At 44.4% G+C, this 22,707-nt stretch carries 27 protein-coding genes, 1 tRNA gene, 2 pseudogenes and 1 riboswitch; of the genes and pseudogenes, 14 read left to right on the forward strand and 16 right to left on the reverse strand.

All coding sequences use genetic code 11. From position 1 onward, the window contains the following. Positions 1-82: 82 nt before the first annotated feature. A complete protein-coding gene (locus tag ACE1CM_RS04155; protein ID WP_374876152.1) occupies positions 83-571 on the reverse strand; it encodes a hypothetical protein in 489 nt (162 codons plus the stop codon). A 216-nt stretch (positions 572-787) separates the two neighbouring features. On the opposite strand from ACE1CM_RS04155, the gene ACE1CM_RS04160 reads away from it, so the two are divergent. After that, positions 788-3,856 carry an ATP-binding protein gene (locus ACE1CM_RS04160; RefSeq protein ID WP_374876153.1) on the forward strand — a complete coding sequence of 1,023 codons (3,069 nt, stop codon included), beginning with the start codon at positions 788-790 and terminating at the stop codon, positions 3,854-3,856. A 25-nt stretch (positions 3,857-3,881) separates the two neighbouring features. Beyond that, positions 3,882-5,201 (forward strand): sensor histidine kinase, encoded by a 1,320-nt coding sequence (locus ACE1CM_RS04165; protein WP_374876154.1) that lies wholly within the window; start codon positions 3,882-3,884, stop codon positions 5,199-5,201. Between the two features lie 74 nt (positions 5,202-5,275). Here the strand turns inward: ACE1CM_RS04165 and ACE1CM_RS04170 are convergent, their stop codons facing one another. The 4 genes and pseudogenes from ACE1CM_RS04170 to ACE1CM_RS04185 all read right to left on the reverse strand — a co-directional run bounded on the left by ACE1CM_RS04170 (position 5,276) and on the right by ACE1CM_RS04185 (position 6,782). Next, entirely contained in the window at positions 5,276-5,902 is a 627-nt protein-coding gene (locus ACE1CM_RS04170; RefSeq protein ID WP_374876155.1) for a Uma2 family endonuclease, read from the reverse strand. A gap of 168 nt (positions 5,903-6,070) precedes the next feature. Continuing rightward, positions 6,071-6,283: pseudogene (locus tag ACE1CM_RS04175) on the reverse strand (helix-turn-helix domain-containing protein). Then, positions 6,283-6,507 carry a helix-turn-helix domain-containing protein gene (locus ACE1CM_RS04180; protein WP_374876211.1) on the reverse strand — a complete coding sequence of 75 codons (225 nt, stop codon included), beginning with the start codon at positions 6,505-6,507 and terminating at the stop codon, positions 6,283-6,285. Before ACE1CM_RS04180 ends, ACE1CM_RS04175 begins: the two are co-directional and overlap by 1 nt. 62 nt (positions 6,508-6,569) lie before the next feature. Beyond that, on the reverse strand, positions 6,570-6,782 hold the full coding sequence (locus ACE1CM_RS04185; RefSeq protein ID WP_374876157.1) for a helix-turn-helix domain-containing protein: 213 nt from the start codon (positions 6,780-6,782) through the stop codon (positions 6,570-6,572). Positions 6,783-6,909: 127 nt separating this feature from the next. Here ACE1CM_RS04185 and ACE1CM_RS04190 point away from each other — a divergent pair, with 127 nt between their 5' ends. Next, positions 6,910-7,143 carry a hypothetical protein gene (locus ACE1CM_RS04190; RefSeq protein WP_374876158.1) on the forward strand — a complete coding sequence of 78 codons (234 nt, stop codon included), beginning with the start codon at positions 6,910-6,912 and terminating at the stop codon, positions 7,141-7,143. 74 nt (positions 7,144-7,217) lie between these two features. On the opposite strand, the gene ACE1CM_RS04195 is transcribed toward ACE1CM_RS04190, so the two are convergent. Both ACE1CM_RS04195 and ACE1CM_RS04200 read right to left on the reverse strand, forming a co-directional pair. After that, positions 7,218-7,529 carry a hypothetical protein gene (locus ACE1CM_RS04195; RefSeq protein WP_374876159.1) on the reverse strand — a complete coding sequence of 104 codons (312 nt, stop codon included), beginning with the start codon at positions 7,527-7,529 and terminating at the stop codon, positions 7,218-7,220. A 77-nt stretch (positions 7,530-7,606) separates the two neighbouring features. After that, positions 7,607-7,837 carry a hypothetical protein gene (locus tag ACE1CM_RS04200; RefSeq protein WP_374876212.1) on the reverse strand — a complete coding sequence of 77 codons (231 nt, stop codon included), beginning with the start codon at positions 7,835-7,837 and terminating at the stop codon, positions 7,607-7,609. Between the two features lie 161 nt (positions 7,838-7,998). Here ACE1CM_RS04200 and ACE1CM_RS04205 point away from each other — a divergent pair. After that, a tRNA-Leu gene (locus ACE1CM_RS04205) sits at positions 7,999-8,080 on the forward strand. Between the two features lie 109 nt (positions 8,081-8,189). Here ACE1CM_RS04205 and ACE1CM_RS04210 read toward each other — a convergent pair. After that, positions 8,190-8,627, reverse strand: coding sequence for a hypothetical protein (locus tag ACE1CM_RS04210; RefSeq protein ID WP_374876160.1), 438 nt, complete (start codon positions 8,625-8,627; stop codon positions 8,190-8,192). Between the two features lie 83 nt (positions 8,628-8,710). On the opposite strand from ACE1CM_RS04210, the gene pyrE reads away from it, so the two are divergent. Beyond that, the gene (pyrE, locus tag ACE1CM_RS04215; protein ID WP_374876161.1) at positions 8,711-9,319 is read left to right on the forward strand and encodes an orotate phosphoribosyltransferase; all 609 of its coding nucleotides are present in this window, start codon (positions 8,711-8,713) and stop codon (positions 9,317-9,319) included. A gap of 22 nt (positions 9,320-9,341) precedes the next feature. Here the strand turns inward: pyrE and ACE1CM_RS04220 are convergent, their stop codons facing one another. The 5 genes and pseudogenes from ACE1CM_RS04220 to thiC form a co-directional block, all read right to left on the reverse strand. Next, a complete protein-coding gene (locus ACE1CM_RS04220) occupies positions 9,342-10,229 on the reverse strand; it encodes an alpha/beta hydrolase (protein ID WP_374876162.1) in 888 nt (295 codons plus the stop codon). A gap of 36 nt (positions 10,230-10,265) precedes the next feature. Beyond that, positions 10,266-11,015, reverse strand: coding sequence for a tetratricopeptide repeat protein (locus ACE1CM_RS04225; RefSeq protein ID WP_374876163.1), 750 nt, complete (start codon positions 11,013-11,015; stop codon positions 10,266-10,268). A 352-nt stretch (positions 11,016-11,367) separates the two neighbouring features. Further along, positions 11,368-11,748 (reverse strand): annotated as a pseudogene (locus ACE1CM_RS04230) (hypothetical protein); the annotation flags it as partial. Positions 11,749-11,894: 146 nt separating this feature from the next. After that, positions 11,895-12,134, reverse strand: coding sequence for a hypothetical protein (locus tag ACE1CM_RS04235; RefSeq protein WP_374876164.1), 240 nt, complete (start codon positions 12,132-12,134; stop codon positions 11,895-11,897). Positions 12,135-12,223: 89 nt separating this feature from the next. Then, positions 12,224-13,597 carry a phosphomethylpyrimidine synthase gene (thiC, locus tag ACE1CM_RS04240; RefSeq protein ID WP_374876165.1) on the reverse strand — a complete coding sequence of 458 codons (1,374 nt, stop codon included), beginning with the start codon at positions 13,595-13,597 and terminating at the stop codon, positions 12,224-12,226. Between the two features lie 7 nt (positions 13,598-13,604). Continuing rightward, a riboswitch (TPP riboswitch) is annotated at positions 13,605-13,701 on the reverse strand. Positions 13,702-13,810: 109 nt separating this feature from the next. Here thiC and ACE1CM_RS04245 point away from each other — a divergent pair. The 5 genes from ACE1CM_RS04245 to ACE1CM_RS04265 all read left to right on the forward strand — a co-directional run bounded on the left by ACE1CM_RS04245 (position 13,811) and on the right by ACE1CM_RS04265 (position 16,156). Further along, positions 13,811-14,071, forward strand: coding sequence for a helix-turn-helix domain-containing protein (locus tag ACE1CM_RS04245; RefSeq protein WP_374876166.1), 261 nt, complete (start codon positions 13,811-13,813; stop codon positions 14,069-14,071). A gap of 107 nt (positions 14,072-14,178) precedes the next feature. Further along, positions 14,179-14,739 (forward strand): hypothetical protein, encoded by a 561-nt coding sequence (locus tag ACE1CM_RS04250; RefSeq protein WP_374876167.1) that lies wholly within the window; start codon positions 14,179-14,181, stop codon positions 14,737-14,739. A 161-nt stretch (positions 14,740-14,900) separates the two neighbouring features. After that, on the forward strand, positions 14,901-15,197 hold the full coding sequence (locus ACE1CM_RS04255) for a hypothetical protein (protein ID WP_374876168.1): 297 nt from the start codon (positions 14,901-14,903) through the stop codon (positions 15,195-15,197). A 195-nt stretch (positions 15,198-15,392) separates the two neighbouring features. Further along, on the forward strand, positions 15,393-15,635 hold the full coding sequence (locus tag ACE1CM_RS04260) for a peptidase inhibitor family I36 protein (RefSeq protein ID WP_374876169.1): 243 nt from the start codon (positions 15,393-15,395) through the stop codon (positions 15,633-15,635). 224 nt (positions 15,636-15,859) lie between these two features. Further along, positions 15,860-16,156, forward strand: a complete 297-nt coding sequence (locus ACE1CM_RS04265; protein ID WP_374876170.1) for a hypothetical protein — start codon at positions 15,860-15,862, stop codon at positions 16,154-16,156. Positions 16,157-16,412: 256 nt separating this feature from the next. Here ACE1CM_RS04265 and ACE1CM_RS04270 read toward each other — a convergent pair whose 3' ends face one another. Further along, entirely contained in the window at positions 16,413-17,132 is a 720-nt protein-coding gene (locus tag ACE1CM_RS04270; protein ID WP_374876171.1) for a M15 family metallopeptidase, read from the reverse strand. 4 nt (positions 17,133-17,136) lie between these two features. Between ACE1CM_RS04270 and ACE1CM_RS04275 the strand changes: the two genes are divergently transcribed. The 4 genes from ACE1CM_RS04275 to ACE1CM_RS04290 all read left to right on the forward strand — a co-directional run bounded on the left by ACE1CM_RS04275 (position 17,137) and on the right by ACE1CM_RS04290 (position 20,197). Then, the gene (locus ACE1CM_RS04275) at positions 17,137-17,640 is read left to right on the forward strand and encodes a hypothetical protein (protein ID WP_374876172.1); all 504 of its coding nucleotides are present in this window, start codon (positions 17,137-17,139) and stop codon (positions 17,638-17,640) included. A gap of 26 nt (positions 17,641-17,666) precedes the next feature. After that, complete coding sequence (locus ACE1CM_RS04280; protein ID WP_374876173.1) at positions 17,667-18,941, forward strand: YgfZ/GcvT domain-containing protein; 1,275 nt, start codon at positions 17,667-17,669, stop codon at positions 18,939-18,941. Positions 18,942-19,038: 97 nt separating this feature from the next. Continuing rightward, positions 19,039-19,596 carry a Uma2 family endonuclease gene (locus tag ACE1CM_RS04285; protein ID WP_374876174.1) on the forward strand — a complete coding sequence of 186 codons (558 nt, stop codon included), beginning with the start codon at positions 19,039-19,041 and terminating at the stop codon, positions 19,594-19,596. A gap of 175 nt (positions 19,597-19,771) precedes the next feature. Continuing rightward, the gene (locus ACE1CM_RS04290) at positions 19,772-20,197 is read left to right on the forward strand and encodes a hypothetical protein (RefSeq protein WP_374876175.1); all 426 of its coding nucleotides are present in this window, start codon (positions 19,772-19,774) and stop codon (positions 20,195-20,197) included. Positions 20,198-20,325: 128 nt separating this feature from the next. Here ACE1CM_RS04290 and ACE1CM_RS04295 read toward each other — a convergent pair whose 3' ends face one another. Continuing rightward, positions 20,326-21,966 carry a mucoidy inhibitor MuiA family protein gene (locus ACE1CM_RS04295; protein WP_374876176.1) on the reverse strand — a complete coding sequence of 547 codons (1,641 nt, stop codon included), beginning with the start codon at positions 21,964-21,966 and terminating at the stop codon, positions 20,326-20,328. 173 nt (positions 21,967-22,139) lie between these two features. Next, positions 22,140-22,634, reverse strand: a complete 495-nt coding sequence (locus ACE1CM_RS04300) for an Hpt domain-containing protein (RefSeq protein ID WP_374876177.1) — start codon at positions 22,632-22,634, stop codon at positions 22,140-22,142. Positions 22,635-22,707: the final 73 nt, after the last annotated feature.

The following is a 22,707-nucleotide window of genomic DNA, read 5'->3' on the forward strand; positions in this document are numbered from 1 at the left end:
TTTATAGATTGGGCACTGCTTCAGCAATTAGCCATTACCAATTAGCAATTAGCAATTAGCAATTACCAATTAGCTACCCCGCTCAATCTTCATCTTGAACCCAAAGTATACCTATTCTTTCATTGCTGACAATGACAACACCCGTGTCAAAGGTAGATTCTGTAATTGAATCCCACTCAGCTAGACGGGAATAGTTATTATTAAAAATGGCATTTGTAAAAAATTGGCAATTATCTTTAAAAAGACTCATAAACCTATCCGCAATTGTTTCGGCATCGGTAATGGCGATCGATTCTTCAGAATAAGCTAAATTTTTTGCCAGGGAAAAATTAAAGATTTTTTGGGCTGATTCTCGGTTAATTTGTTTCCAGCGCTCGCCAATACCAGAAAATCCCAATTGCCGCACAAATGAATCGACAAGCGCCATGATATTTTCTCGATCAAAATTGCTAATTGTAATTAATCTTTTGATTTCTAACATAACTTCTCCCGACTCTCGTTTTGAGATTATTTCCTCTCTCAGTTCTGCTATTTCTGAAATATTTTCATGGTCTGGAATAATTTGTGTCATGATTTCTTTCCTATGACAAGGGCGATTTAAGAAATGCTCCTACCTTTATTTTAAGGGTCTATGAAACCGAGTCATTAGCGACGTGGCAGAAGTTTTCCACCAGCTTGAGGTGAGGGAAAGGGAGATTTATACTGGTGGGAGATGATCTGTGATTGTAAGCATATTTTAGAGACCTCGCCAACCTTAACCTATCTGTCTCTGACTCAGAGAAAAGCAATGACGACTTTAAAGACTATAACTCCATCGAACCCTCTGAGCAACCGGATGCGATCGCTACATCAACTGCGAACGACGCTAGTCCTATTTCTGTTAATTATCGCTGGTTATGCGGGTAACTACTTCAGAATTCCCATCGTTTTGCACGCAGACTGGTTATTTGGCAGCTTTGCTGCCATGCTTGTTGTCAGACTGTATGGGTGGGGATGGGGCACTGTTGCGGGTGCGATCGCCAGTTCGTACACAATCTTGCTGTGGAAGCATCCCTGCGCCTTTATCTTATTTACTCTGGAAGCTTTTTTTGTCGGTTGGGGACTACGGCGGCGTAGTAACAATTTACTTTTATTAGATGTGGTTTATTGGGGATTTATTGGGTTCCCCTTATTGTGGATACTCTATGTTTTTTTGGCAAAAGTAGAGCCTAGTTCTGTTTTATTTATTTCATTTAAAAATCCGGTTAATCAGATTTCTAACGCCCTGCTTGCCTGTTTAATTCTAAATCATACACCGATTTCTAAGTGGATTGTTCGTTCTAAAGCCGAAAAAACCATAGCTTTTGAGCAAACCCTATTAAATTTGTTCGTTGCCTTTGTTTTAATACCGGCGCTGGTGCTGACGATTTGGAATTGTCAGGGTGCTACTTCCGAGCAGGAACATCACATTTTAGCGAGTTTGGACAATACAACCAAGAATGTGAGTACAGAACTGCAAAACTGGTATCAGCAAAAGCAGCGAATGCTGGAAAACCTTGCATTATATGCTAAAGATGCAAATATGTCAAGCTCAAATTCACTGCAAGACACTACAAAACTAGCCCAGAGTTCCTTCGCAGAAATCCGCAATCTATATATTACCGATGCTCAGGGAAAAATTATTGTCTCGGCTATGCCCACAGATTTTACGACACTGGAGCAGCCGGAATACAAAGCCTTCCTGATGGCAAAACAGCCCAGGATCTCTGGGGTAGTATTTTCTCAAGGAGCGAATTACCCATCGATAATTCAGAACGTACCCATCTTAGAAGATGACGGTGTAATAGGTCAGGTCTTTGCTGAGATTGATGTGAATGCGATCGCTGGGTGGTTAACAAATAATTATCAATCATCAACAGAGTTTATTAGCATCCTCGATTTGCAGCAGCGGGCGATTATCAGTACTCGTCAAGAACTCCAATTTTTACAACGATTTGATCGCGATAATAATGGGGAAATTCAACAACTCAATAACACAACGTATCGCTGGATACCAACAGTTCAGCCTATGGCTAAAGTGGTTCGTTGGCGAAAATCTTTCTACGTGCAAAAGGCATCAATTGGAGAGAATTTACCCTGGGAATTGGCGATCGAAGTGCCTAGCGCACCGTATCTTGTGCTTTTAGATCGGCTTTATACCAATGGTTTTGCTGTTTTGATGTTAATCGCAGTTTTGACACCACTGTTGGCAAAAGCTATTAGCTATAATCTGGTTAAGCCTCTGCTCCAACTGGCAAACTTAACAACTAACCTGCCGGATAAACTGATTGCACCGAAAGAGTTAGAGTTTCCCAGCAGCCAAGTGAGCGAAATTAATGCATTGACGAACAACTTTCAACTAATGGCTATTGCACTCCAGAACAAATTCCAGGAAATTCAGCAGGCGAATCTGGAGATTCAGCAAGCAAAAGAAGCCGCCGATGCAGCAAATCAAGCCAAAAGCGAATTCCTCGCCAATATGAGCCACGAGTTACGCACACCCCTCAACGGCGTCCTGGGCTATACACAAATTCTCCAACGCAGCGAAACTCTGACGGATAAAGGACGCAAAGGGATAGAAATTATTGGGCAGTGCGGTTCCCATCTATTAACCCTGATTAATGATGTGCTAGATATCTCCAAAATTGAAGCCCGTAAATTGGAACTCAATCCGGTTTATTTTTACTTGCCTTCATTTCTAGAAACTGTGACGGAAATTTGCCGCATCCGGGCAGAACAGAAAGACATTGCCTTTGCTGTCCAACTCGATCCAAACTTGCCTGCTGGCATTCGTGCAGATGAAAAACGCTTGCGTCAAGTCTTAATCAATCTGCTTGGTAACGCGATAAAATTTACCGAGCAAGGAAGGGTGACTTTCAAGGTTGAGGTGATTGGTAATCGGGAAGAATTAAACGTAACAATTACCAAAATTAGCTTTGAAGTAGAAGATACCGGAGTGGGCATGAAACCCAATCAAATTGAGAAAATATTCCTGCCCTTTGAACAGGTTGGAGAAGTAAAACAACAAGCAGAAGGTACGGGTTTGGGATTAGCAATTAGCCAAAAGATTATCTCGTTGATGGGTAGTCAAATTGAAGTCATTAGCGAGTTTGGTAAAGGCAGTAAGTTTTGGTTTGAGGTGGAACTACCCCAAGCGAAAGAATGGGTAGTTGCTTCTAGAGTAGTTCACCAAGGAACCATTGTGGGCTATCAAGGCAAAAAGCGCACCATTTTAGTGGTGGATGACAAATGGGAAAATCGCTCGGTGATTGTGAATTTACTCGAGCCAATTGGATTTACAATCGTCGAAGCCAATGATGGTAAGGAAGGATTGGAGACTGCCAACGAAAGCAAACCGGATGCGATCGTGACTGACTTGGTGATGCCTGTAATGCATGGATTTGAGTTGATCAAGCGTCTGCGTACCTCTGCCCAATTCAAAGACATCCCTATTATTGCTTCCTCCGCCAGCGTGTTTGAAACCGATCAATACAAGAGCATTAATGCCGGTGCGAATGCATTTCTACCCAAACCTGTAGACGCCCAAACCCTGATGCAACTGCTACAGGAATACTTGCAATTAGAATGGATATATCAGGGCAATGCAGATAGCTCAACAAGTCCAGTCGATCTGATTCCTCCTGCTAGCGAGGTTTTACAGCAGTTACTCAACCTGGTACAAAATGGTGATATTCAAGGAGTTGTAGAAATGGCTCAAAAACTGCCTCTTTCGGATCAGAAGCTAACGCCTTTTGCCGCCGAAATTGTGCAGCTTGCTAATAGTTTCCAAGTCAAACGTCTAGAAAGTTTTATTGAGCAATACATCGATTCGCTGTAAATACTCAATCAGGAACCAATCCATCATGACAACTCGCTCACACACCGGATTCATTTTAATTGTGGATGACAATCCCACAAATTTGTCTGTTCTGTCAGAAGCGTTGAGTAGTGCTGGTTTTCGCTTCCGCGTTGCAGTCAGTGGGGAAAGCGCGATCGCTCTAATCGAACGCAATCAACCAGAGTTAATCTTGTTGGATATCCAAATGCCAGGAATTGATGGATTTGAAACTTGTCGCGCCCTAAAAGCAAATCCGATTACTCAAAACATTCCGATCATTTTTACCACAGCTTTGGCGGATACAGAAAGCAAAATGAAGGGTTTTGCTCTCGGTGCAGTAGACTATATCCCCAAACCGTTTGAACAAGAGGAAGTAATTGCGAGAGTGCGGGTGCATTTACAACTAAAGCAACTTACGGAATCATTGGAAGAGCAAGTGCGCGATCGCACCGCCGCTTTGCAACAAGCTCAGATCCAAGTTGTGCAACAAGAAAAACTATCAACATTGGGAGAATTAATTGCCGGTGTCGCCCACGAAATTAACAATCCTATCAGCTTCATCGCCAACAATATTACACCTTTGCAAGAATACATTGCCGGTGTAACTGAAATTCTGCAACTGTATCAACAAGAATATCCCAACCCGTCAGCAAAAATTACTAACGCAATCGAAGACTTGGATCTGGAATTCGCCCTCGAAGATATGGCAAAAATTCTAGATTCGCTCCAGGTAGGAACTGAACGGATACAAAACATTTCCGGATCGCTCCGCACCTTCTCCCGCTCAGATTGCGATACAAAAATGCCTGCGGATTTGCACGAGGGACTCGATACCACGCTGATGATTTTGCAACATCGTATCAAAGAAAAGAGCCTTCGTATCGGGGGTAAGGAGTACCATCGTCCCCGCATCCAAGTCATCAAGCGTTATAGCAGATTGCCAGAAGTAAATTGCTATCCAGGACAGATGAATCAAGTATTCATGAATATTCTGGCAAACGCAATTGATGCCATTGACGAAGCATTTATACAAGGCAAAATGAGCGTTCCAATTCCCCAGATTCAGATTACAACCGAGACCGATTCTGCTCAATGGGTCGCGATTCAGATTGCTGATAATGGGATTGGTATGGGTGAATCGGTCAAACAGCGATTATTTCAGCCTTTATTTACTACAAAACCTGTTGGGAAGGGAACCGGACTCGGCTTGCCGATCGTCAATCAAATTATAGTAGAAAAACACAATGGCAAGTTGGAAGTAAATTCTCAACCAGGTCGGGGAACCGAGTTTACGATCAAAATTCCCACCACTTCTAACAATCTCGACAAAACTCCCCAAAACTAGAAATATAAGGAATAATTCTCGCTTGTGGGATAGGCATCTTGCCTGTCCCATTCCCTGTGCCAAAATAAATCTTTTTAGCCTAGTTCACTCTCTTCTTGCACTGGGTTAATTTCCTCAACGACCTCATCTTCAAAGTCCACTTTATCGTAAATATCCGCCAGGACAATTTCAAACGGAACAGCAGCTAGAGATATCGTTTCATCCTCATCTTCGTATTCAGTAAATATCCAGCGGTTGTTATCTGTTTTGGAATACTGCTCGACGTGCAGGGTGTATTGGTCAATCAGAAGATATTCCCGAAAGCTGGGAATGGTGCGATACGCTGCAAATTTTTCATCCCGGTCATAACTTTTAGTTGATTTTGATAAGACTTCAACAATCATCAGCGGATTCACGAGCGTGTCTCTTCGTCCTGCTGCAAATTCCAGTTGACCTTGCACAACCATGACATCGGGATAGGTATGAATTCGCTTTTTGGGAATCCAGAGTCGCTGATCTGTAACAAAGACTCGATAAGACTGACGCTTGAGAGCAAAATTTAGCGATCCGCTAAGGTTAAGAGCAATTTGGTTATGATTAGGTGTTCCGCCTGTCATGGGAATAATTTGACCATCAATATATTCGTGACGTTCCTCAGAATTTACCTCTAGTTCTAGGTATTCTTCGGGTGAATAGTAGCGTTGTTCTGCTGCAATCATCATGGAATTTTAACCCCCAACGCTTCAAGTTTGCCTCGCGTATTTTTCTTGAGGTAGCTGATTAAACGGATTCGGATCGGTTTCGACCACCTGAGAAACCAGGTTTTTCTAAAAAACCGGGTTTCTTAAAGTTAAACTACTATTTCTCAATTTTACAGAGGTGGCGATCGCTTACTCTTCTAAGATTTCAACCAAGTCATCAACTATCACATCAAATGTATAGGCTAACTTTTTCACAGCGGTGTAGTCTACAGTTGCCAGCTTGGGAGAATGAGTATAGCTTCTAACTGTGCCCTAGGGAATTCCCGATCGTTGGGAGACTTCTTTGAGCGTCCAACCCTTTTCAGCAGCCAATTCTCTCACTCGCAACCTAATTAGACCCATCACTCTTCCAACACTTCTACCACATCTTCGAGCATCACATCAAATACACGCGCTAACTTCAATAAAGCCGTATAGTCTACCGTTGCTAAGCTGGGTGTTTGGGCGTATTTTTTGATGGTGCTGTAGGGAATTGCCGATCTTTCCGAGACTTCTTTAAGTGTCCAACCCTTTTCTTCTGCTAATTCCCTTACTCTTAGCCTAAGAAAGCCCCATCTATAAGCGATCGCTCCTCCTCAAAACCCCACAAAGTGGGAACGATGGCTCTATGATACCAACAACGGCAGACTTACTCTTCTAATATTTCAACCAAGTCATCAATTATCACATCAAATGTATAGGCTAACTTTTTCAAAGCGGTGTAGTCTACAGTTGCCAGCTTGGGAGAATGAGCATAGCTTCTAACTGTGCCGTAGGGAATTCCCGATCGTTGGGAGACTTCTTTGAGCGTCCAACCCTTTTCAGCAGCCAATTCTCTCACTCGCAACCTAATTAGACCCATTCTCTACTTGACATCTGCCGCGTTCGCGGCATAAAGTTATCTGAGTAAGCGATCGCTACTCCGCCTGGAAAACTGAGACAGCGATCGCCTTCCTTACAATGCCCCACAAAGTGGGAAGGATGGCTCTATGATACCAACACAACAGACATATCGCGAAAAACTTTATCCTTGGAGCATAATTCGTCACCTGCCAAACATGCAGCGGATAACGGTTGCACGGTTTCGCCGCCGGAATGATGCCTTAGATCACCTTCAAGTACTGCGGCGATTGATCCCTAACGCGGATCTGACAGTCATTTTTGACGCCCCCGTAACAAATACAGAGGTACTAACCTCTACGCGATTGCACAATCGAGGATAAAGTGCGAGCGCTCAAATTCTGACCAGAAACCCGGTTTTTCAGAAAAACCGGGTTTCTTTGACGTGGTGCGATCGCTACTCTTGAGGACTCTTGTCCTCACGACCAACCCGGTTTGAGAAGGCATTCGATCGTTGAAAAGAAAAGGGGCCATCTTCTAGTGGTGGAAACTCGCGAATTTTGAGCAAATCCTGGTTAGGAAGATTGGTTCTCAGGGTGAGAAACTGAATTTCTCCCTCAAACTGTTCTCTTCCCTGCTTAAAAAAATCTTGACTTTCGGTGCGGATAATGGGTATTCGCGGTACGCTCGCTCGCTGAGCGCTAGCTCTTGCAGCTAAACTTGTGGTGGCGACTAGGGTGACAAGCGCTAAAAATCCTGGTTTCATCATTCGATCCCCTCTACTTTTACTGCAGCTTTGTTTTGTGAAGGCGATCGCTACAACACAACTCTAAAGCGTTGTGAATTTTACATTACAGCAGAAATTTCATCGACAACCTTAACCCGTCCTCTATACAAGGCGCGGATCAGTCGGTCGATGCAACGCTGTTCCTCTTCTTCGAGGGAGTCGTCTAACAGCGCCGCCATCAGTCCATATCGATCGGCTAATGTAATGCAACCTGTGCTGCTGACTTGAGCGAATAAATCGGCGATCGCACCGGGAATCAGGTTAACTGGAGGAAGCGTTACAGACAACATGACGACAACATTGAACTCGATATATCTAATATCTGTGATTCCACTGATGTCGCGGGTGACAGCACCTGCTTGCTTCACGTGATCTTTACATAACTTGCTGTGTGAGGCGAGTCACAAAACGAGTAATTTGGCTTCTAATGTGTGCTATGATAGAAATCCATGCGGATGTGGCGGAATTGGCAGACGCGCTAGATTTAGGTTCTAGTACCGCAAGGTGTGAAGGTTCAAGTCCTTTCATCCGCATCGCCAGACAGGATAAGGGTTTCAGCTTTTGAACGGCTGGAACCCTTTGATTTTTATCAGCCCCATTGACAATTTGGGCTGGGCTTTTGACTATGGACTGACTATACCGTTAACGCGGCGGCAGTTCCTCGTTGATCAACTCCCGTCCCCCAAATGGGCGGTTAAAACTGGAGGGCGGTAGCTGTCGCAGCGAGGTATTGAAGGGATTTGGCAGATCGGGGGTAAGCAGTATCGGATCGCTGCCCACCTGCCGTTCTAGCACTTCTACATAAAGGTTGTGGACTCCCCTACCATCTCGATTAATTTCGTTTTCGGGGTAAGAATTCCTCAGTCCGAACAGAAAGTCCAATTGCCGCTCGATAGAACGATTTTTGAAGAACTCTCTATCGTTGCTAAAAAAGACCCGATTGAATTGCTGATCGATGCGAACCGCTCTGTCATTGTCAGGTACGAAAATATAGGGGTCAGCGATCGCGCTGTTAGCAAAACCACCAGCCGCAGCTACAACAATCATTACGCCTTTGAGGCAACTCAATCGCATACCCATATCATTCACCCTCACATTTTTTCAAATCCTAGCTCAACTTTGGGTTTAGAATCATTGTTGGCTATTTCAACCCCTCAACGGCGATGACGATTGGAACACCTGCCCACTCCGGTGTCTGGGCGAAGACATCAGATCTGACGCTGCTGCGCCAGCAACTTCTGGATTTATTCTGCAATCTAGCTTATCAAGAAGGTGATTTTGTTCTCTCTTCCGGGCAGCGTGCTTCTTATTACATCAACGGCAAGCAGGTGACCCTCCATCCTCAAGGAGCTTTAGCCACCGCTCGCCTTCTGTTACCAATGCTACCGATGGATACTGACGCCGTGGCTGGATTGACCTTGGGAGCCGATCCAATTGTAGCCGCAGTGAGCGTGGTTTCTGCAATTGAAAATCGACCGATTCCCGCACTCATTATCCGTAAAGAAGCCAAGGGACACGGTACAAAAGCTTACATTGAAGGCCCCAATTTACCAGAAGGTGCAAAGGTAGTGGTTTTAGAAGATGTTGTAACCACCGGACAGTCGGCGATGAAGGCGGTGGAACGGCTGCGCGGGGCTGGTTATAGCGTCGCTCGAGTAATTTCACTGGTGGATAGGGAGCAAGGTGGTGCTGAATTTTACCAAGGTGTTGGATTGAAGTTTGAGGCAGTATTTTCGATTCGGGAAATTCAGGAGCGGTACAAAAATCTGTAGCAGCTTCAGAAACCCGGTTTTTCTAAAAAACCGGGTTTCTTGTACTCGATAATTTTCGTGCTGATGCGGCAAAATTTTGGATAGCTTGGCGATATTCGCTGCGATTAAAAAAAAGATCTCCATTATTATGTTTTGCACCCGGAACTAGCAGCAACTGTTTAGGTTCGGGTGCAGCAGCGTACAAGGTTTTGCTCATTGTTTTGGGAATCATCGCATCGGCAGTGCCGTGAACGAACAACACAGGCATCCGCAACGATTTAACTTTAGTAATAGAATCAAATCGATGTCTTAAAATTAAACTAATTGGAAATATCCGCAAGTAAGGATCTAGTTCTGCCATCTTCTGCATTGAAGTGAAAGAATTTTGCACAATTAATCCGGCTGCTTCTGGATGTTTTACTGCTAAATCAATCGCTACTGCACCGCCTAATGAATGACCGTAGATAAAAATTTGATTGGCTGTAATTTGTTTTTGTTTTACCAGGTAATTCCAAGCGATTTGAGCATCTTGATAAACTTGAGATTCACTGGGAAAATTGCCTTGACTTTTACCGTATCCTCGATAGTCAATTAGCAGAACGGAAAAACCCATTTGGTGAAAACGGTAAGCCTGAGTAATATTAGAGCCTATATTGAAACTGTTTCCATGTAAATAGAGTAACGTGCCTAAATGGCGTCGTTGAGATGGAATCCACCATCCATGAATTACGTTGTTGCTTGAACTTCCGGGGAATGGTAAATAAACATTTTGATATTTGATATTATAAAATTCAGGACTTTTTTGGAAAGCGCGAGTTGGTTTAAAGATAAAGTAGGGCTGACTGAAGAATAAAATAACGCAGGTGGAGGTGTAAGCGATCGCACTAATTTTCCCCAGTCTCAACAAGCCTTTTCGCCAATTATTCAGCATCTTTTGTAAGACAGATTCACCGATTGTATAATCATTCTACATTGATAGCAATTTTTTTTGCTGTTCTTTCAACAACTCATTAGGATAAAGCTTCATTGCTTTCTGAGATGACTGTAAAGCAGCATCAAACTGTCGTAACTCAATCAAAGATTCAATCTGATAGAAGCGAGCATAAGCACTCGTATTGGGGTCGTGGGTGGCATTGTTCAGCGCTTGATTGAGGACTTTCAAGGCTGCTTCATATTGTGCCAAACAATAGAGCGCGTAACCTTTATCTGCCAATATATGGGCGCTATAGGGAAAATACCGCAAACAGATATCAAAAGAGGTAATCGCTTCATCGTACCGTTTTAACTGCAACAGAGTGTCACCGCGTTCGTGTGCCAAATCTGGCTGATTGGGTTTCAATTCGTAGGCGCGATTGTAACTTTCGAGTGCTGCTTCAAACAGTTGTAGCTTCGCCAGCAGCAGTCCCCGTTCGTGCCATAATCGAAAATCATGGGGAAAATCGGTCAAGCCTCGATCGTAAGCTGCAATAGCTTGCTCATACTGCTGAGATTTTTCTAGCGCTTTGCTATAGGCAATCCACTGAAGTGCTTGGGTGAAGTGGGGTTGATTGCCATCACGCATAATGGGAGAATTGCGCTCGCGGACAACCAGCCAACCTATAATTATCCCTAGTATCAGCAAAGTAATTCCCCCTCCCGGCAGGGGAAATGCAGACGATGCAATACCTGGATTTTCTGGTGTTTCTTGTTGCAGCGTTGTGAATGATTGTCTCGCCATACTTTATTATTACGCTTAATAATCGCAAAAGTAGGAGCCATGTGTGGCTACAACGGCAAAAATGCAATTTCGGAAACTAATAGTAGAAAGTAGGGTGGGTTAACTCACATCTTGCGCCTGCCGGAACACCCGCCCGGAAATAAATTTCAAAGGTTTTTAGCTCAAGTCGGTTAAAACCGACTAAAATCTTTGAACAAAAATTTTTCATTCCTCTTCAGAGGACTTTCGCTAATCGCTGCTTGATTTTAATCGCTGGCGGGCGTCTGGAGTGATGTAAATTTTGAGAAAGTAGAAAGTAGGGTGCGTTAACGCAGTGTAACGCACCATCGGTAGCGGTGCGTTACGGCTGATATCATCTCCGCTGGCATCGGTAGCTGCAAGTCGGGGCGGGTTTATTTATTCTTTGCGCCCAAGCGCAATTATATCTCGTAAAACCCGCCCCTACAACATCAAAAACACTTGCATAACCATTGCTTAAGGACATAATAGGACTCATATAGATTCCGGTTGCATCGGAATCATTAGACAAGATTGCTTTCAATCCCGTTTGTGGTAGGGAACAGGAGAAAAACTTTGATCTGGCGACAAAACTTACTTTAGCCTTAGCCCCTACAATCGCTGTGTTGCACCCAATTGAAAACTGCTTTAATTCCAATGCAACCGGATTCGTTTTATCCCTACTCCCACTGGCAAGAGTTTTACCATCCGGACTAAAAGCAACTGACAACACTGGGTGTGAATGTTACCTGAAGGTACAGATTTCTTGCCCCGTACTTGAATGCCACAACTTTATAGAAAGTAGGGTGGGTTAACTCACATCTTGCGCCTGCCCGAACACCCGCCCGGAAATAAATTTCAAAGGCTTTTAGCTCAAGTCGGTTAAAACCGACTAAAATCTTTGACCAAAAAGTTTTCATTCCTCTGAATAAGATATTCATAAACAAATTGCTTTCTTATACTTCTACTTTTAATCTCTTCTGTATTTTCTGACTTTATGTAATACTCAAATCTTCTGCGGTAATAATTGGCAATTTCACGAACCCGATAGCTTTTTCCTGTGCCTGGACTGCCAAAGAGAATTTTTTGAATGGGTTTGGTTTTTTGCTTGACTTCTGACATGGACTAGACTGGTAAAGTTTGTCTGACTAAAAGCTAGGGAATAGAAAAGAGATAATCTATATTCCTACTCCCTAAGCATTATTTAGCATCTAGGACTGACTTACAGGTTCCTTTGCCAAAAACTTCTCCAATTCTTCCAAAGCTTCTGCATCAACTTTAGTTTGCATCGGACAGAATTTTGGCCCGCACATCGAACAGAATTCAGCAGTTTTATAGATATCTGCTGGCAAAGTTTCGTCGTGATATTCCCTGGCGCGATCCGGATCGAGGGCTAATTCAAACTGACGATTCCAGTCAAAATTGTAACGGGCGCGGGAGAGTTCGTCATCGCGATCGCGCGCCCCCGGACGACGCCTTGCAATATCGGCAGCGTGGGCGGCAATTTTATACGCAATTAACCCATTCCGCACGTCTTCTGCATTCGGCAGTCCTAAGTGTTCTTTTGGTGTCACGTAGCACAGCATCGCCGTTCCGTACCACCCCGCCATTGCCGCACCAATTGCAGAAGTGATGTGGTCATATCCGGGTGCAATATCTGTTACCAATGGCCCTAAAACGTAGAAGGGTGCTTCAGAACACTCTTCCATCTGTTTTTTGACGTTAAACTCAATTTGATCCATTGGCACGTGACCGGGACCTTCCACCATCACTTGCACGTTATGTTCCCAAGCTTTGCGGGTTAATTGTCCGAGGGTTTTGAGTTCCGCCAGTTGGGCATTATCAGAGGCATCGTGAGTGCAACCGGGGCGTAAAGAATCCCCTAAACTAAACGAAACATCGTATTTCTTGAAGATTTCGATGATGTCGTTGAAGTGGGTATAAAGGGGATTTTGTTTGTGATGGTGCAGCATCCACTTAGCAATAATACCGCCACCGCGAGAAACAATTCCGGTGAGGCGGGTTTTGACCAAAGGCAAGTATTCGATTAAAATTCCCGCGTGAATTGTCATGTAATCTACGCCCTGTTGGGCGTGTTTTTCAATCACGTGTAAAAAGTCATCCGGCGTCAGATTTTCCATCCTGCCGTGGACGCTTTCTAATGCTTGGTAGATGGGTACAGTGCCGATGGGGACTGGGGAAGCGTTGATAATCGCGGTGCGAATTTCATCTAAATTACCGCCACCCGTGGATAAGTCCATGACGGTATCGGCACCGTATTTTACCGACAGTTTGAGCTTATTGACTTCTTCGTCAATATTCGAGGAATTGGGGGAAGCGCCGATATTGGCGTTTACCTTACATTTAGAAGCGATGCCGATGCACATCGGTTCTAGATTAGTGTGATTGATGTTAGCGGGGATAATCATCCGTCCCCGCGCTACTTCGTCGCGAATTAACTCAACGGGGAGATTTTCCCGCTTAGCGACATATTCCATTTCTTCGGTAATGACGCCAGTGCGCGCGTAGTGCATTTGCGTCACGTTACTTTCACCACGACGCTTGGCAATCCATTCTGAACGCATATTGAATTCCTCGAATAAACAGCTTCCCTCCGCTGGTATTACCCAGACTCAGGTACCAAGGGTTTGATCTCAGCCTGGTTTTACAGACACCCCTAGCTATGGATGCGATCGTACCACCACAGGGGGATCGGAATCAGCCCGTTGCTAAAATTTGACGGTTTGTAGCAATCCGTAAATTTGGTAAAAATATCTTCATTGGACACAATTTATGTTATGGGAAAAGCAGGTAGAGCGCTCAAACAAGTCTTGGAATCCAACAAAATCAGCCAGAATAAGCTAGCAGTCAAAATAAGCATTGAGCGCACCGTCGTGTATCGGTGGACCCACGAACGCACCGATCCAACTGGGGAGACAATAACAGAGATTACAAAAGCGCTCTGGGAAATCAATCCCGATGCTGTTAGGGAGTTCGTCAAGCTTTATCTGGGGGATATTATTGAGGCGAAGGAAGAAGCAGCTACGGGTATAGAGTAGATGCGATCGCGCCTGACAAACCTCCCCAAGCATAAAAGCGGGCAATTTTGGCGCGAAAGATTCCGATATGATTAGTAAGGATTTTTACCTGTTATGCCAGTTTCCCTATGCAAAAAACCAAGTTGATAGCGCAACTCATCCCTGGTGCGATGCTATTCTTAGCCTTAGTAACTCTAGGCCAACAAGTCGTACAGGGACAGCAACGGGAACGGATACGCACGTCTTCCCTGGTACGGACTGTATGCGTCGGTAGTGGCCCCGGACGCTTTCGATATGATGAAACAAATATTGCCATAGCCAGAGCCGTCTACAGAAGTCTGATGAATCTCAATCCCAGCAATGGCTCAGCGTCAGTCACCTGTAGAATCAGAGACGAGGACGAGCAAGCTAAATTTAAAACCCTGGAGTTGGGATTGGGGATGCTTGACACCGATGCAGGCAGTCCTGCCAACATCGTCAATATTTACCTGGATGGGCGACAAGCGGCAACTCGGACAGTTGGTGCTGGACAAACAGCTTCTTTCTCATTCGATGTTACCAATGTTAGCAATGTTGCGATCGAAGCTACCTGTTCTACTTCAGCCAGATATTGCGCTCGCGTTTACGTTTATAAAGCTGTTTTAGAGCGGATTCCAGAGGTAAGAAGACCCCGCTCGCGCAGAAATTGAAAATGATGCACCAGACCCTTTTTTTACCTGAGTTTTTATGGCAAGTCTGAAAACTCGGTATTGGCGAGGGCCAACAATAGTACCCTTCTGGGTGCTGTCTTTTACTTTTTTATTCAATTAGCTTAGAAGCAACACACACCTAGTAGCTAGTTGAAGCCAATATGCTATCTATCATTACCAAAACATCCCAGGTTGCTAAAGTTGAATTTAAAACCGATCCCAACTCTAGCAATGTGGCGTTCAAAAATTGGAATAATACCGGAAAAGTTTTATTGATTGCGAACGTGCCATCTGGTATTGCCAGTACGCTTGCACTCTTAGCACAATATACACCTTTTCCATTTTTTGACAAGGAACTGTATATTGAAATCGAGGAAAATCCAGTCGAAACCAAGGATGTAAGCGGCTCTTACTACGTGACAAGATATGGGGGGCGGATCGAAATTCGCAACTATTAACTCAAGTTGCTAGTTATCTCATGCATAGCGGCTAATTGCTAATGGCTAATGGCTCCCTCGGCAAAAATATCAGGACTTACGCTCACCCATCCGGGTTTCTATTCTTCGACAAGGAACTAGGCTACTGCTCAACAAGAACGGCAATCTGCAAATACAACCGAAAGGACAGCTCAGACTCAGGGGCAAGCCGATGTCGTGTTGTATTCTGAAGCCAATTTTCAGGGACGTGTCTTTAGAACGAGTGCGGCAGTTCCAGATCTGGGCAGATTCAATAATGTAGCTTCCTCGGATCGGGTCAATAACAATCAGACCTGGCGGTTCTATGCCCAGAAGAACTTTCAAGGTGACTTTGTTGAGATTAAACCGAGACAGTCGCTCGCCAATCTAGGCAGGCTGAATAATCGCATCGAATCGCTGAGAGCTGTACCTGGGCGTTAAAGGGTGAGAACAGGTGAGTACCCGTCTAGGGTTGCGAGCAGCATTTGCTGTGCCTTTGGCATCGCGACCCTCACCGATCAGCTCTTAAAGAGGTGGAAAAGTTTCCCATCTCTAAACTTTCGGTTAATCGGTGTTCACAGGTGTAATCGTGATTGCCATTTTTTAGCAATCTTTTGAAATTGCATCCCTCCTGGAAAACATCAATATTTCAATCAAGATAAACCATGAAAATTACCACTCAATCTAGGCTGCGGACAGTTCTAATCGCGAGTATTTTTGTGTTATTAACCAGTGCAATTACATTGTTCAAATCGCCAGTTGTCGCTCAAGTTGTTCGGCAAATTGCTCCACGAATTGAAACGAGCGCAGGAAATGACCCGACTGTTCCGCCTTCTTATCGATTAGTCGTCAGCCGACCTCAAGACATCGTGTATGTAACTTGCCCTAACAACTATGCTCCTAAACTTGGCTATCTACGCAATGTTGAAGCAATTCAATGTGAACGGTTCCAATCCAAATAGACCTACAAAACTTGAACACCTACTCAGCAGATAAACCAACTTTGGTGAGCTGAAAAATCGTGGGTTTGACGCTAAAGAAACAAAGGGCGAGCTGAAAAATCGTGGGTTTCTTGCGAGAAATTAACTCTTCACCTTTGTTTCTTTAGCCGAGGTTTCTGGGGTAATGGGTAATTCTCAAGAGTAGACTGAGCCATGAATCCAATTACCAATTACCAATTACCAATTACCAATTTGCATAACTAGCAACTTGCGTTAATTAAGGACTTGATTCTAACGGCAGATCGAGAACTGAAAAATTTTCCCACCCCGCCCCATCGAAATGCCACCATTCGCTTGGCATTGGCATAAATCCACGTTGTTTCATCGAATTTTGCAGGATCTGGCGATTTCTCCGAGAACGGGAACTGCCGCCGCTATAATTTATATGCGCCCTCACGGTAAAATTATCAAACTCGGTTGGCATCTCTAATTCATCACCATTTCTATCTACAAGCGTCACATCCACAGCTGCACCGCGATTGTGTCGAGAACCTATAGCAGGATTGGCGACGTAGCGAGGATTGGGAAACAATCGCCACATTTGTCTTTGAACAGATAAGGGGCGATAGCAATCGTAAACTTTTAGCCCCAAACTTTGTTTTTCCAAATCTTGTTGCACGAGAGAAAGCTTTCTGGCAACCGATGCTCTTAGCAGGCATCGCGCTACAGGGTAGAGTCTTCTTTTGGTAAAATTATTCTGAGTAGCATAGCGGATGTCGAGGACGATATTGGGATTAACTGAGGGAATATCGATGAGTTGAGTCTTATTTTTAACTTGAGATTCCACAATATTATTAGATTTAGTTGAATCTGTCTGAAATACTGTCCTTGGGGGAGTGGCAGAGGTAGCAATAGGTATAAAGTCGGATTTCTGACATGATATATATAAAGCTACTAATAAGATAAAACTAATTGCTCTCGCCCAGGATCGAATCATAAGTATGCCGCCGAAAATAAAAAACATCGTCGCATGGCAACAAGCGGAACTGCTGATGCAACCAGCTTTCCTCCGCATTTTAGATAACATTCGCAAGCAGTTGGAAGAATCTGTCTGGAAAGGGACTTACGAAGATGTGCCAGTTTGGCCTGAAGGCACGACAGAGGAAACAAAAGCCAGGGTACAACAACTGCGGCAACAACTCCAAGATGCGTCGCCAGAGGCACGAGAAGAAATTGAAGAAGCGATCGTCCGCCTGCCGCAACCCTATCCAGGATATCGGTTAATTTTGCAACATCAAAGTCAGCAATTTACCCTCGATCTGTGGGAACTTTGTTATCAGGTCTGCTTTTGCAACTACAATCTTGTCATTGTCGATCCAGACAATCTCGAAGTCGAGATCGATACCAGCCTGATCGATGAGACGGGGAATGTAGATTGGAATCGCTTAGATGCGAAGGCACAGCAGACAGTGAGGCAGATATTTGCCAATCTGCCAATTATTTAATAAAGGTTAAAAAGGAAGGAAATTTCATGATTCAGGCGTTGCAGGATGTCTTGACGGCTGCTGGAGCAATTTTTGCAGATGGGGTGGTAGTGAGTTTTGGCAACGATGAGGCAGCGATACGCCTGACGGCACGCTGCGCGAACCCATCCGCAAAACAGGGTGTGGTAGTATGCGAATTCTCCCACTGGGGACGCATCCAAGTTGCCGATAGCGATCGCCTCCGCTTCCTGCACAATCAAACTACCAACGATTTTCAAAGCTTAAAACCAGGACAAGGCTGCGATACGGTTTTTGTCAGTTCCACCGCGCGGACTATAGATTTAACAACCGCCTATGTCACCGAAGATACCGTACTGTTGCTGGTTTCACCTAGTCGGCGTCAGCAGTTAATCCAATGGATGGATAAATATCTGTTCCCGATGGATCGGGTGCAGTTAAAAGATGTCACCGATGATACTGCGATGTTCGCCTTGATTGGGCCAGGAAGTGACGCGCTGTTGGATAAACTGGGTGCAACTGCAATTGTGGGACAAGCTTACGCCAATCACCAAGTTTTGCAGATCCCCCCTAACCCCCCTTACCAAGGGGGGGACCCAGGGGGGGATCCTTACCAAGGGGGGGACCCAGGGGGGGATCCTTACCAAGGGGGGGACCCAGGGGGGGATCCTTACCAAGGGGGGGACCCAGGGGGGGATCCTTCTGAAGCAGCGGACAAGAGGGAAAACCCTTCTGAAGCAGCGGACAAGCGGGAAAACCCTTCTGAAGGGGGGGATCAAATCGAGGTTCGCGTTGCTGTTGGGAGTGGGTTGGCACTACCTGGATATACGCTGATTGTCTCAGCTGATAATGCAGCGGCGTTGTGGGAAACATTAGTAGAAGCGGGGGCAGTACCGATGGGCGATCGCATGTGGGAACGGTTACGAATCGAACAAGGACGCCCCGTACCAGACCGGGAATTAACCGATGATTATAATCCCCTCGAAGCTGGATTGTGGCAAACCATTTCTTTCAACAAAGGCTGCTATATCGGTCAAGAAACAATTGCCAGATTGAACACATATAAAGGCGTAAAACAGCAACTCTGGGGAGTCCGTCTCAACGCACCCGCCGAACCCGGAACCCCCGTAATGATAGGAGAAGAAAAAATTGGCAAGCTAACAAGTTACACCGAAACCGAACAAGGGCCATTTGGCTTAGCTTATATCCGCACAAAAGCCGGTGGTGAAGGATTAAAAGTCCAAGTAGGAGAAACCGAAGGCCAAATAGTCGATCTCCCCTTCCTGACACGCCAACCCCAATAGCGACTAACCTCTTCCTTATTTCTTACCTCTGCGTCCTCTGTGCCTCTGCGGTTCATTAAATAATTACTCTTCCAGGCTCTCACAAGGAGTACCAATCGTGGCAGTAACTATATCCCAACCAGAAAATCAAGAACGCTGCTTGACATTTTATGGCATTAGCTGGTCGCAGCTAGAAGCCATCGAAGCAGCATTTGAAAATGTAGCCGGAGTCAGGTTTACTTATTTAGATGGCATCTTAGAGATTATGACAGTGAGTCCAGAACACGAGGAAACTAAGAGTACAATCGGCTTGCTGTTAGAAGCTTATATGAGGCAAAAAGGTATCCGGTTTTATGTTAAAGGTGGCCCCACTCTAGGTAGCGAGGAGCAAAATGCGAAAAAAGAGCCGGATGAATCCTACAATTTGGAGACAAAGAAAGCCATTCCCGACTTGGTAATTGAGGTAATATTCACCAGTGGAGGAATCAACAAATTAGAATTATATCAACGAATTGGCGTTCCGGAAGTCTGGTTTTGGGAAGATGGCTTACTCAAACTGTATCGCTTGCGCGATCGCTACGAACAAATTGAGCGCAGCGAGTTATTGCCAGACTTAGATATCGCCCTGTTGAGTCGATATACCTTATACGCAGACCAGTACGACGCTGTAACATAATTTACTAAAGCAATTCAGTAGCGAACGCAGTTCTGTGTAAATCTTGCTTAAGTTCTCCTTAAAATCGCTAACTTCTCCTTCAACCCCATCGGATCTGTTAGACACTGGAAGTAATCGGGCAGGGACACTGCCTTTAAGCATCCTCTCTAAATTTTCAGTCCCAAGGAGCGTTATCATGTATCGCACTTCTGCTGAAATGTTTGACTTTAGCTGTCGGTTGATTATCCGCGCCCTAAAGAAGCAGAACAAAACTCTAGTAGAATCTTATAGAAAAACCCTAAGTGCTTTAGCGGGTTTTGATTACACAACCGAGATCTTCACAACAGTCCTAATCGAATTATCCGAAACCGACTCCCAGACCTTGGAATGGACTTTGAACAACTTTTACGATTTAGAAACTCACCTGGATTTGCTAGAAGAAGTGAAAGACTTGATTTGTCTAACCCTCGCCGCACAGGGATTTATCCCTGGTGAAGATTTTAGTGCGGATTGGACCGGCAAAATATTAGTTAAAGAATCCGCTTATACCTGCTTAGAAGAAAGTCTTCCACCTCCCTATCGGAGTTTGCTACCAAAAGTTGTACAACTGACCGACAATTAGGGGCACGGCATAGACAAATTTTTTACTATCGCAAAGGTGGTTAATGCCGTGCTGTCCCAGTAGGGGCACGGCATAGACAAATTTTTTACTATCGCAAAGGTGGTTAATGCCGTGCCCCTACATTAACCCTAAATTCCTCGTACTTCTGGTGCGGCGGAAATTTGGTAAACTAGAGATGCCTGGAGTTGCGAGTAAGGTTCCATCTGGAAATTCCAAGTACAAAAGCCATTTTCATCAGGTTGCACGCCGTTGGAAGTTTTATCTGAAATTACCTCAACTTTTACTTGATCCAACTCCGAAATTGGCACTCGCTCAGTGGTTTTAATCACTCTTGATTCTGCTCCAATATTAGAAAGGAATAACTTGGTCGTAGTGGTGACAATATTCCACCGGGTGAGATGATCTTTTTTTCTTTCCTGGGTTTGAGTCCGTTGCACCCGCATTGCACCATCCGGTCCCCATCCTAAAGCAAATTTCTCCCCTGGTGCAATAAATAAAACCTCGGTACGACCGACAAAACCAGATGTTCTTACTAAATCAACTGGTCCTGCCAAAATGGGAAATTGAGAAGTATTGGTTTGTTCGGTTTTAAGCATAACTTGACAGGACATTTCCGGCATTAATATATACTCAATTTCCGCTGCCGACTCAAAGGAAAAAATAGGCACGCGGTAGGGACGACCATCAGAAGGAATAGTCGCTTTTTTTGCAGGTCGGAGAGTACGGACTTCGCCGCCATCATCAACGCCTGGTAAGTCTACAGTGCCAGGAGTTTCTTCAGGGACAGCGGTTTGGGTTATTCCTCTTCCAGTTGTTTGAATCTTCTGATCGCGAGCTTCTATAATAATTGCCTGGGATTTTTCTTGAACATTTAAAGTGTCATCTGTTAACAGTGGCGGTTCAGTTCCCAGCGAGCTTCTTGCAGTAGAAAATACTAAATCTACATCGTTCCAATCTTCCCCCGTGCGTTGCCAAACGCAACCATCAACGCGAAAAGATAAGTTTGCAGGTGGGTTCGTAGTAAGGACTTCAGTCCCCTCCAAGTTAGTAGTAAGGACTTCAGTCCCCTCCAAGTTAGTAGTAGGGACTTCAGTCCCCTCCAGGTTCGTAAGGACTTCAGTCCTCAACAAACGCGCCTGATGCCAAGGACGCCACATCGCATTAGGAACGACATAATCAAAGGCAATTTCATATTCTCCCGCTTGAGGAATCATTAAATCTGCTTCGATGCGGGCATTATACATCATATCGGGACGAGATAATGCACTTGCTTTAGCAATCAAGTCATTAATTTTCTGACTTAAATCTTCCTGGGTGTGATAGCTATTCAAAATTTCTACCCGCAAGTCTCGCAATTGTTTAAACAGAGTAGAAAATTGCTCGCGCCAAGTTCTAGGATCGATTTGTCCCCAAATGGCATCGATAGGCAGTTCTTGCAAACCTTTTGCCAGGATAGCATTGACTTTTTCAAAGCAAGATTCGAGGTGCTGGCGGTCTTCAGCGGTATTGTTAAAGGTTTTGGTTAGCGAACGGATTTCGGTTTCTAATGCTTTAATTTCATCCGGTTTATCCGCTTCTTTAACTAACATTTCCCGCCGCACTCTAACATCATCAATGCGTGCGTTGGGATAGTCCTGACAAAATTCGGCGCGCAGGGATTTATCTGATAAAACTGGTGCGACTTGTTCTACTTTAATTCGCCACAGTCCTGGAGTAAAATTGCTCTTGCCAATTCGCCTCACTTGTGCCCGGTCTTCCAGCAGCGTCACAATAGAAACAAAGCGGATAAAGTTAATTCTTGAATGACCGATACTGGAGGTTGAAGTGCTTGCATAGAGATGACCCTTGATTAATTAATGTCTACGTCAACGATCAATTGCCAGCGGTAACCAGGTAATAATTGTGACCAATTAGCAATTAGCAATTAGCAATTAGCAATTACCTATTCAAAAAAATCGAACATGGATAGAGTTTCATCGGTTAAAAAAGTGGGGGGGTCCTTTTGGAGCGATCGCTTCCCCATTCCATCCATATAATCCCTAATTTGAGCGAAAGTTATTTCGATTTCTGACATAACTTTAATCGCTTTAGCATCGCTGAGTTCTGAAGATTGATTCAGATGATAAACTAACTCTTTAATCCCGTAAAATGCCTGCATGAACATTTTTTTTAGCTTCAGGTCAAATTTTACCGAACTTTCCAATTGCAAGGTTTGAAAACAAGATTTTAAATTGGAACAAATACTGGAAATACTGTCAATCCCGAGCATCGCGGCTCCCCCGGCGAGGGAGTGAGCAGCAAACAAAAGATCGTTAACAATCGAGTATTTATCAATACTGTTGCTCAAATTTACCAAACCCTGTTCGATGGTATCTAGGTGTGTTGTAGCCTCTTCAATAAAGTAGCCGATCATTCGTTTTTGTCGTTCCGGCTGCATAGTTTTGCCCCTGATAAATGTCTTGTGTTGATTTAAGATATCGGTTTAATGCGCCAGGTAAATCATATGGATA

It is taken from the genome of Microseira sp. BLCC-F43, assembly GCF_041929235.1.
Classification (GTDB): domain Bacteria; phylum Cyanobacteriota; class Cyanobacteriia; order Cyanobacteriales; family Aerosakkonemataceae; genus Microseira.

Coding starts and splice junctions, on each gene's coding strand:
- ACE1CM_RS04200 (WP_374876212.1), bottom strand. CDS start 7,837: ATGTTGTCTGTAACGCTTCCTCCAGTTAACCTGATTCCCGGTGCGATC.
- ACE1CM_RS04245 (WP_374876166.1), top strand. CDS start 13,811: ATGGGAAAAGCAGGTAGAGCGCTCAAACAAGTCTTGGAATCCAACAAA.
- ACE1CM_RS04190 (WP_374876158.1), top strand. CDS start 6,910: ATGATACCAACACAACAGACATATCGCGAAAAACTTTATCCTTGGAGC.
- pyrE (WP_374876161.1), top strand. CDS start 8,711: ATGACGATTGGAACACCTGCCCACTCCGGTGTCTGGGCGAAGACATCA.
- ACE1CM_RS04300 (WP_374876177.1), bottom strand. CDS start 22,634: ATGCAGCCGGAACGACAAAAACGAATGATCGGCTACTTTATTGAAGAG.
- ACE1CM_RS04165 (WP_374876154.1), top strand. CDS start 3,882: ATGACAACTCGCTCACACACCGGATTCATTTTAATTGTGGATGACAAT.
- ACE1CM_RS04255 (WP_374876168.1), top strand. CDS start 14,901: ATGCTATCTATCATTACCAAAACATCCCAGGTTGCTAAAGTTGAATTT.
- ACE1CM_RS04170 (WP_374876155.1), bottom strand. CDS start 5,902: ATGATGATTGCAGCAGAACAACGCTACTATTCACCCGAAGAATACCTA.
- ACE1CM_RS04270 (WP_374876171.1), bottom strand. CDS start 17,132: ATGATTCGATCCTGGGCGAGAGCAATTAGTTTTATCTTATTAGTAGCT.
- thiC (WP_374876165.1), bottom strand. CDS start 13,597: ATGCGTTCAGAATGGATTGCCAAGCGTCGTGGTGAAAGTAACGTGACG.
- ACE1CM_RS04225 (WP_374876163.1), bottom strand. CDS start 11,015: ATGGCGAGACAATCATTCACAACGCTGCAACAAGAAACACCAGAAAAT.
- ACE1CM_RS04220 (WP_374876162.1), bottom strand. CDS start 10,229: ATGCTGAATAATTGGCGAAAAGGCTTGTTGAGACTGGGGAAAATTAGT.
- ACE1CM_RS04280 (WP_374876173.1), top strand. CDS start 17,667: ATGATTCAGGCGTTGCAGGATGTCTTGACGGCTGCTGGAGCAATTTTT.
- ACE1CM_RS04210 (WP_374876160.1), bottom strand. CDS start 8,627: ATGGGTATGCGATTGAGTTGCCTCAAAGGCGTAATGATTGTTGTAGCT.
- ACE1CM_RS04235 (WP_374876164.1), bottom strand. CDS start 12,134: ATGTCAGAAGTCAAGCAAAAAACCAAACCCATTCAAAAAATTCTCTTT.
- ACE1CM_RS04290 (WP_374876175.1), top strand. CDS start 19,772: ATGTATCGCACTTCTGCTGAAATGTTTGACTTTAGCTGTCGGTTGATT.
- ACE1CM_RS04195 (WP_374876159.1), bottom strand. CDS start 7,529: ATGATGAAACCAGGATTTTTAGCGCTTGTCACCCTAGTCGCCACCACA.
- ACE1CM_RS04250 (WP_374876167.1), top strand. CDS start 14,179: ATGCAAAAAACCAAGTTGATAGCGCAACTCATCCCTGGTGCGATGCTA.
- ACE1CM_RS04265 (WP_374876170.1), top strand. CDS start 15,860: ATGAAAATTACCACTCAATCTAGGCTGCGGACAGTTCTAATCGCGAGT.
- ACE1CM_RS04155 (WP_374876152.1), bottom strand. CDS start 571: ATGACACAAATTATTCCAGACCATGAAAATATTTCAGAAATAGCAGAA.
- ACE1CM_RS04160 (WP_374876153.1), top strand. CDS start 788: ATGACGACTTTAAAGACTATAACTCCATCGAACCCTCTGAGCAACCGG.
- ACE1CM_RS04185 (WP_374876157.1), bottom strand. CDS start 6,782: ATGGGTCTAATTAGGTTGCGAGTGAGAGAATTGGCTGCTGAAAAGGGT.
- ACE1CM_RS04275 (WP_374876172.1), top strand. CDS start 17,137: ATGCCGCCGAAAATAAAAAACATCGTCGCATGGCAACAAGCGGAACTG.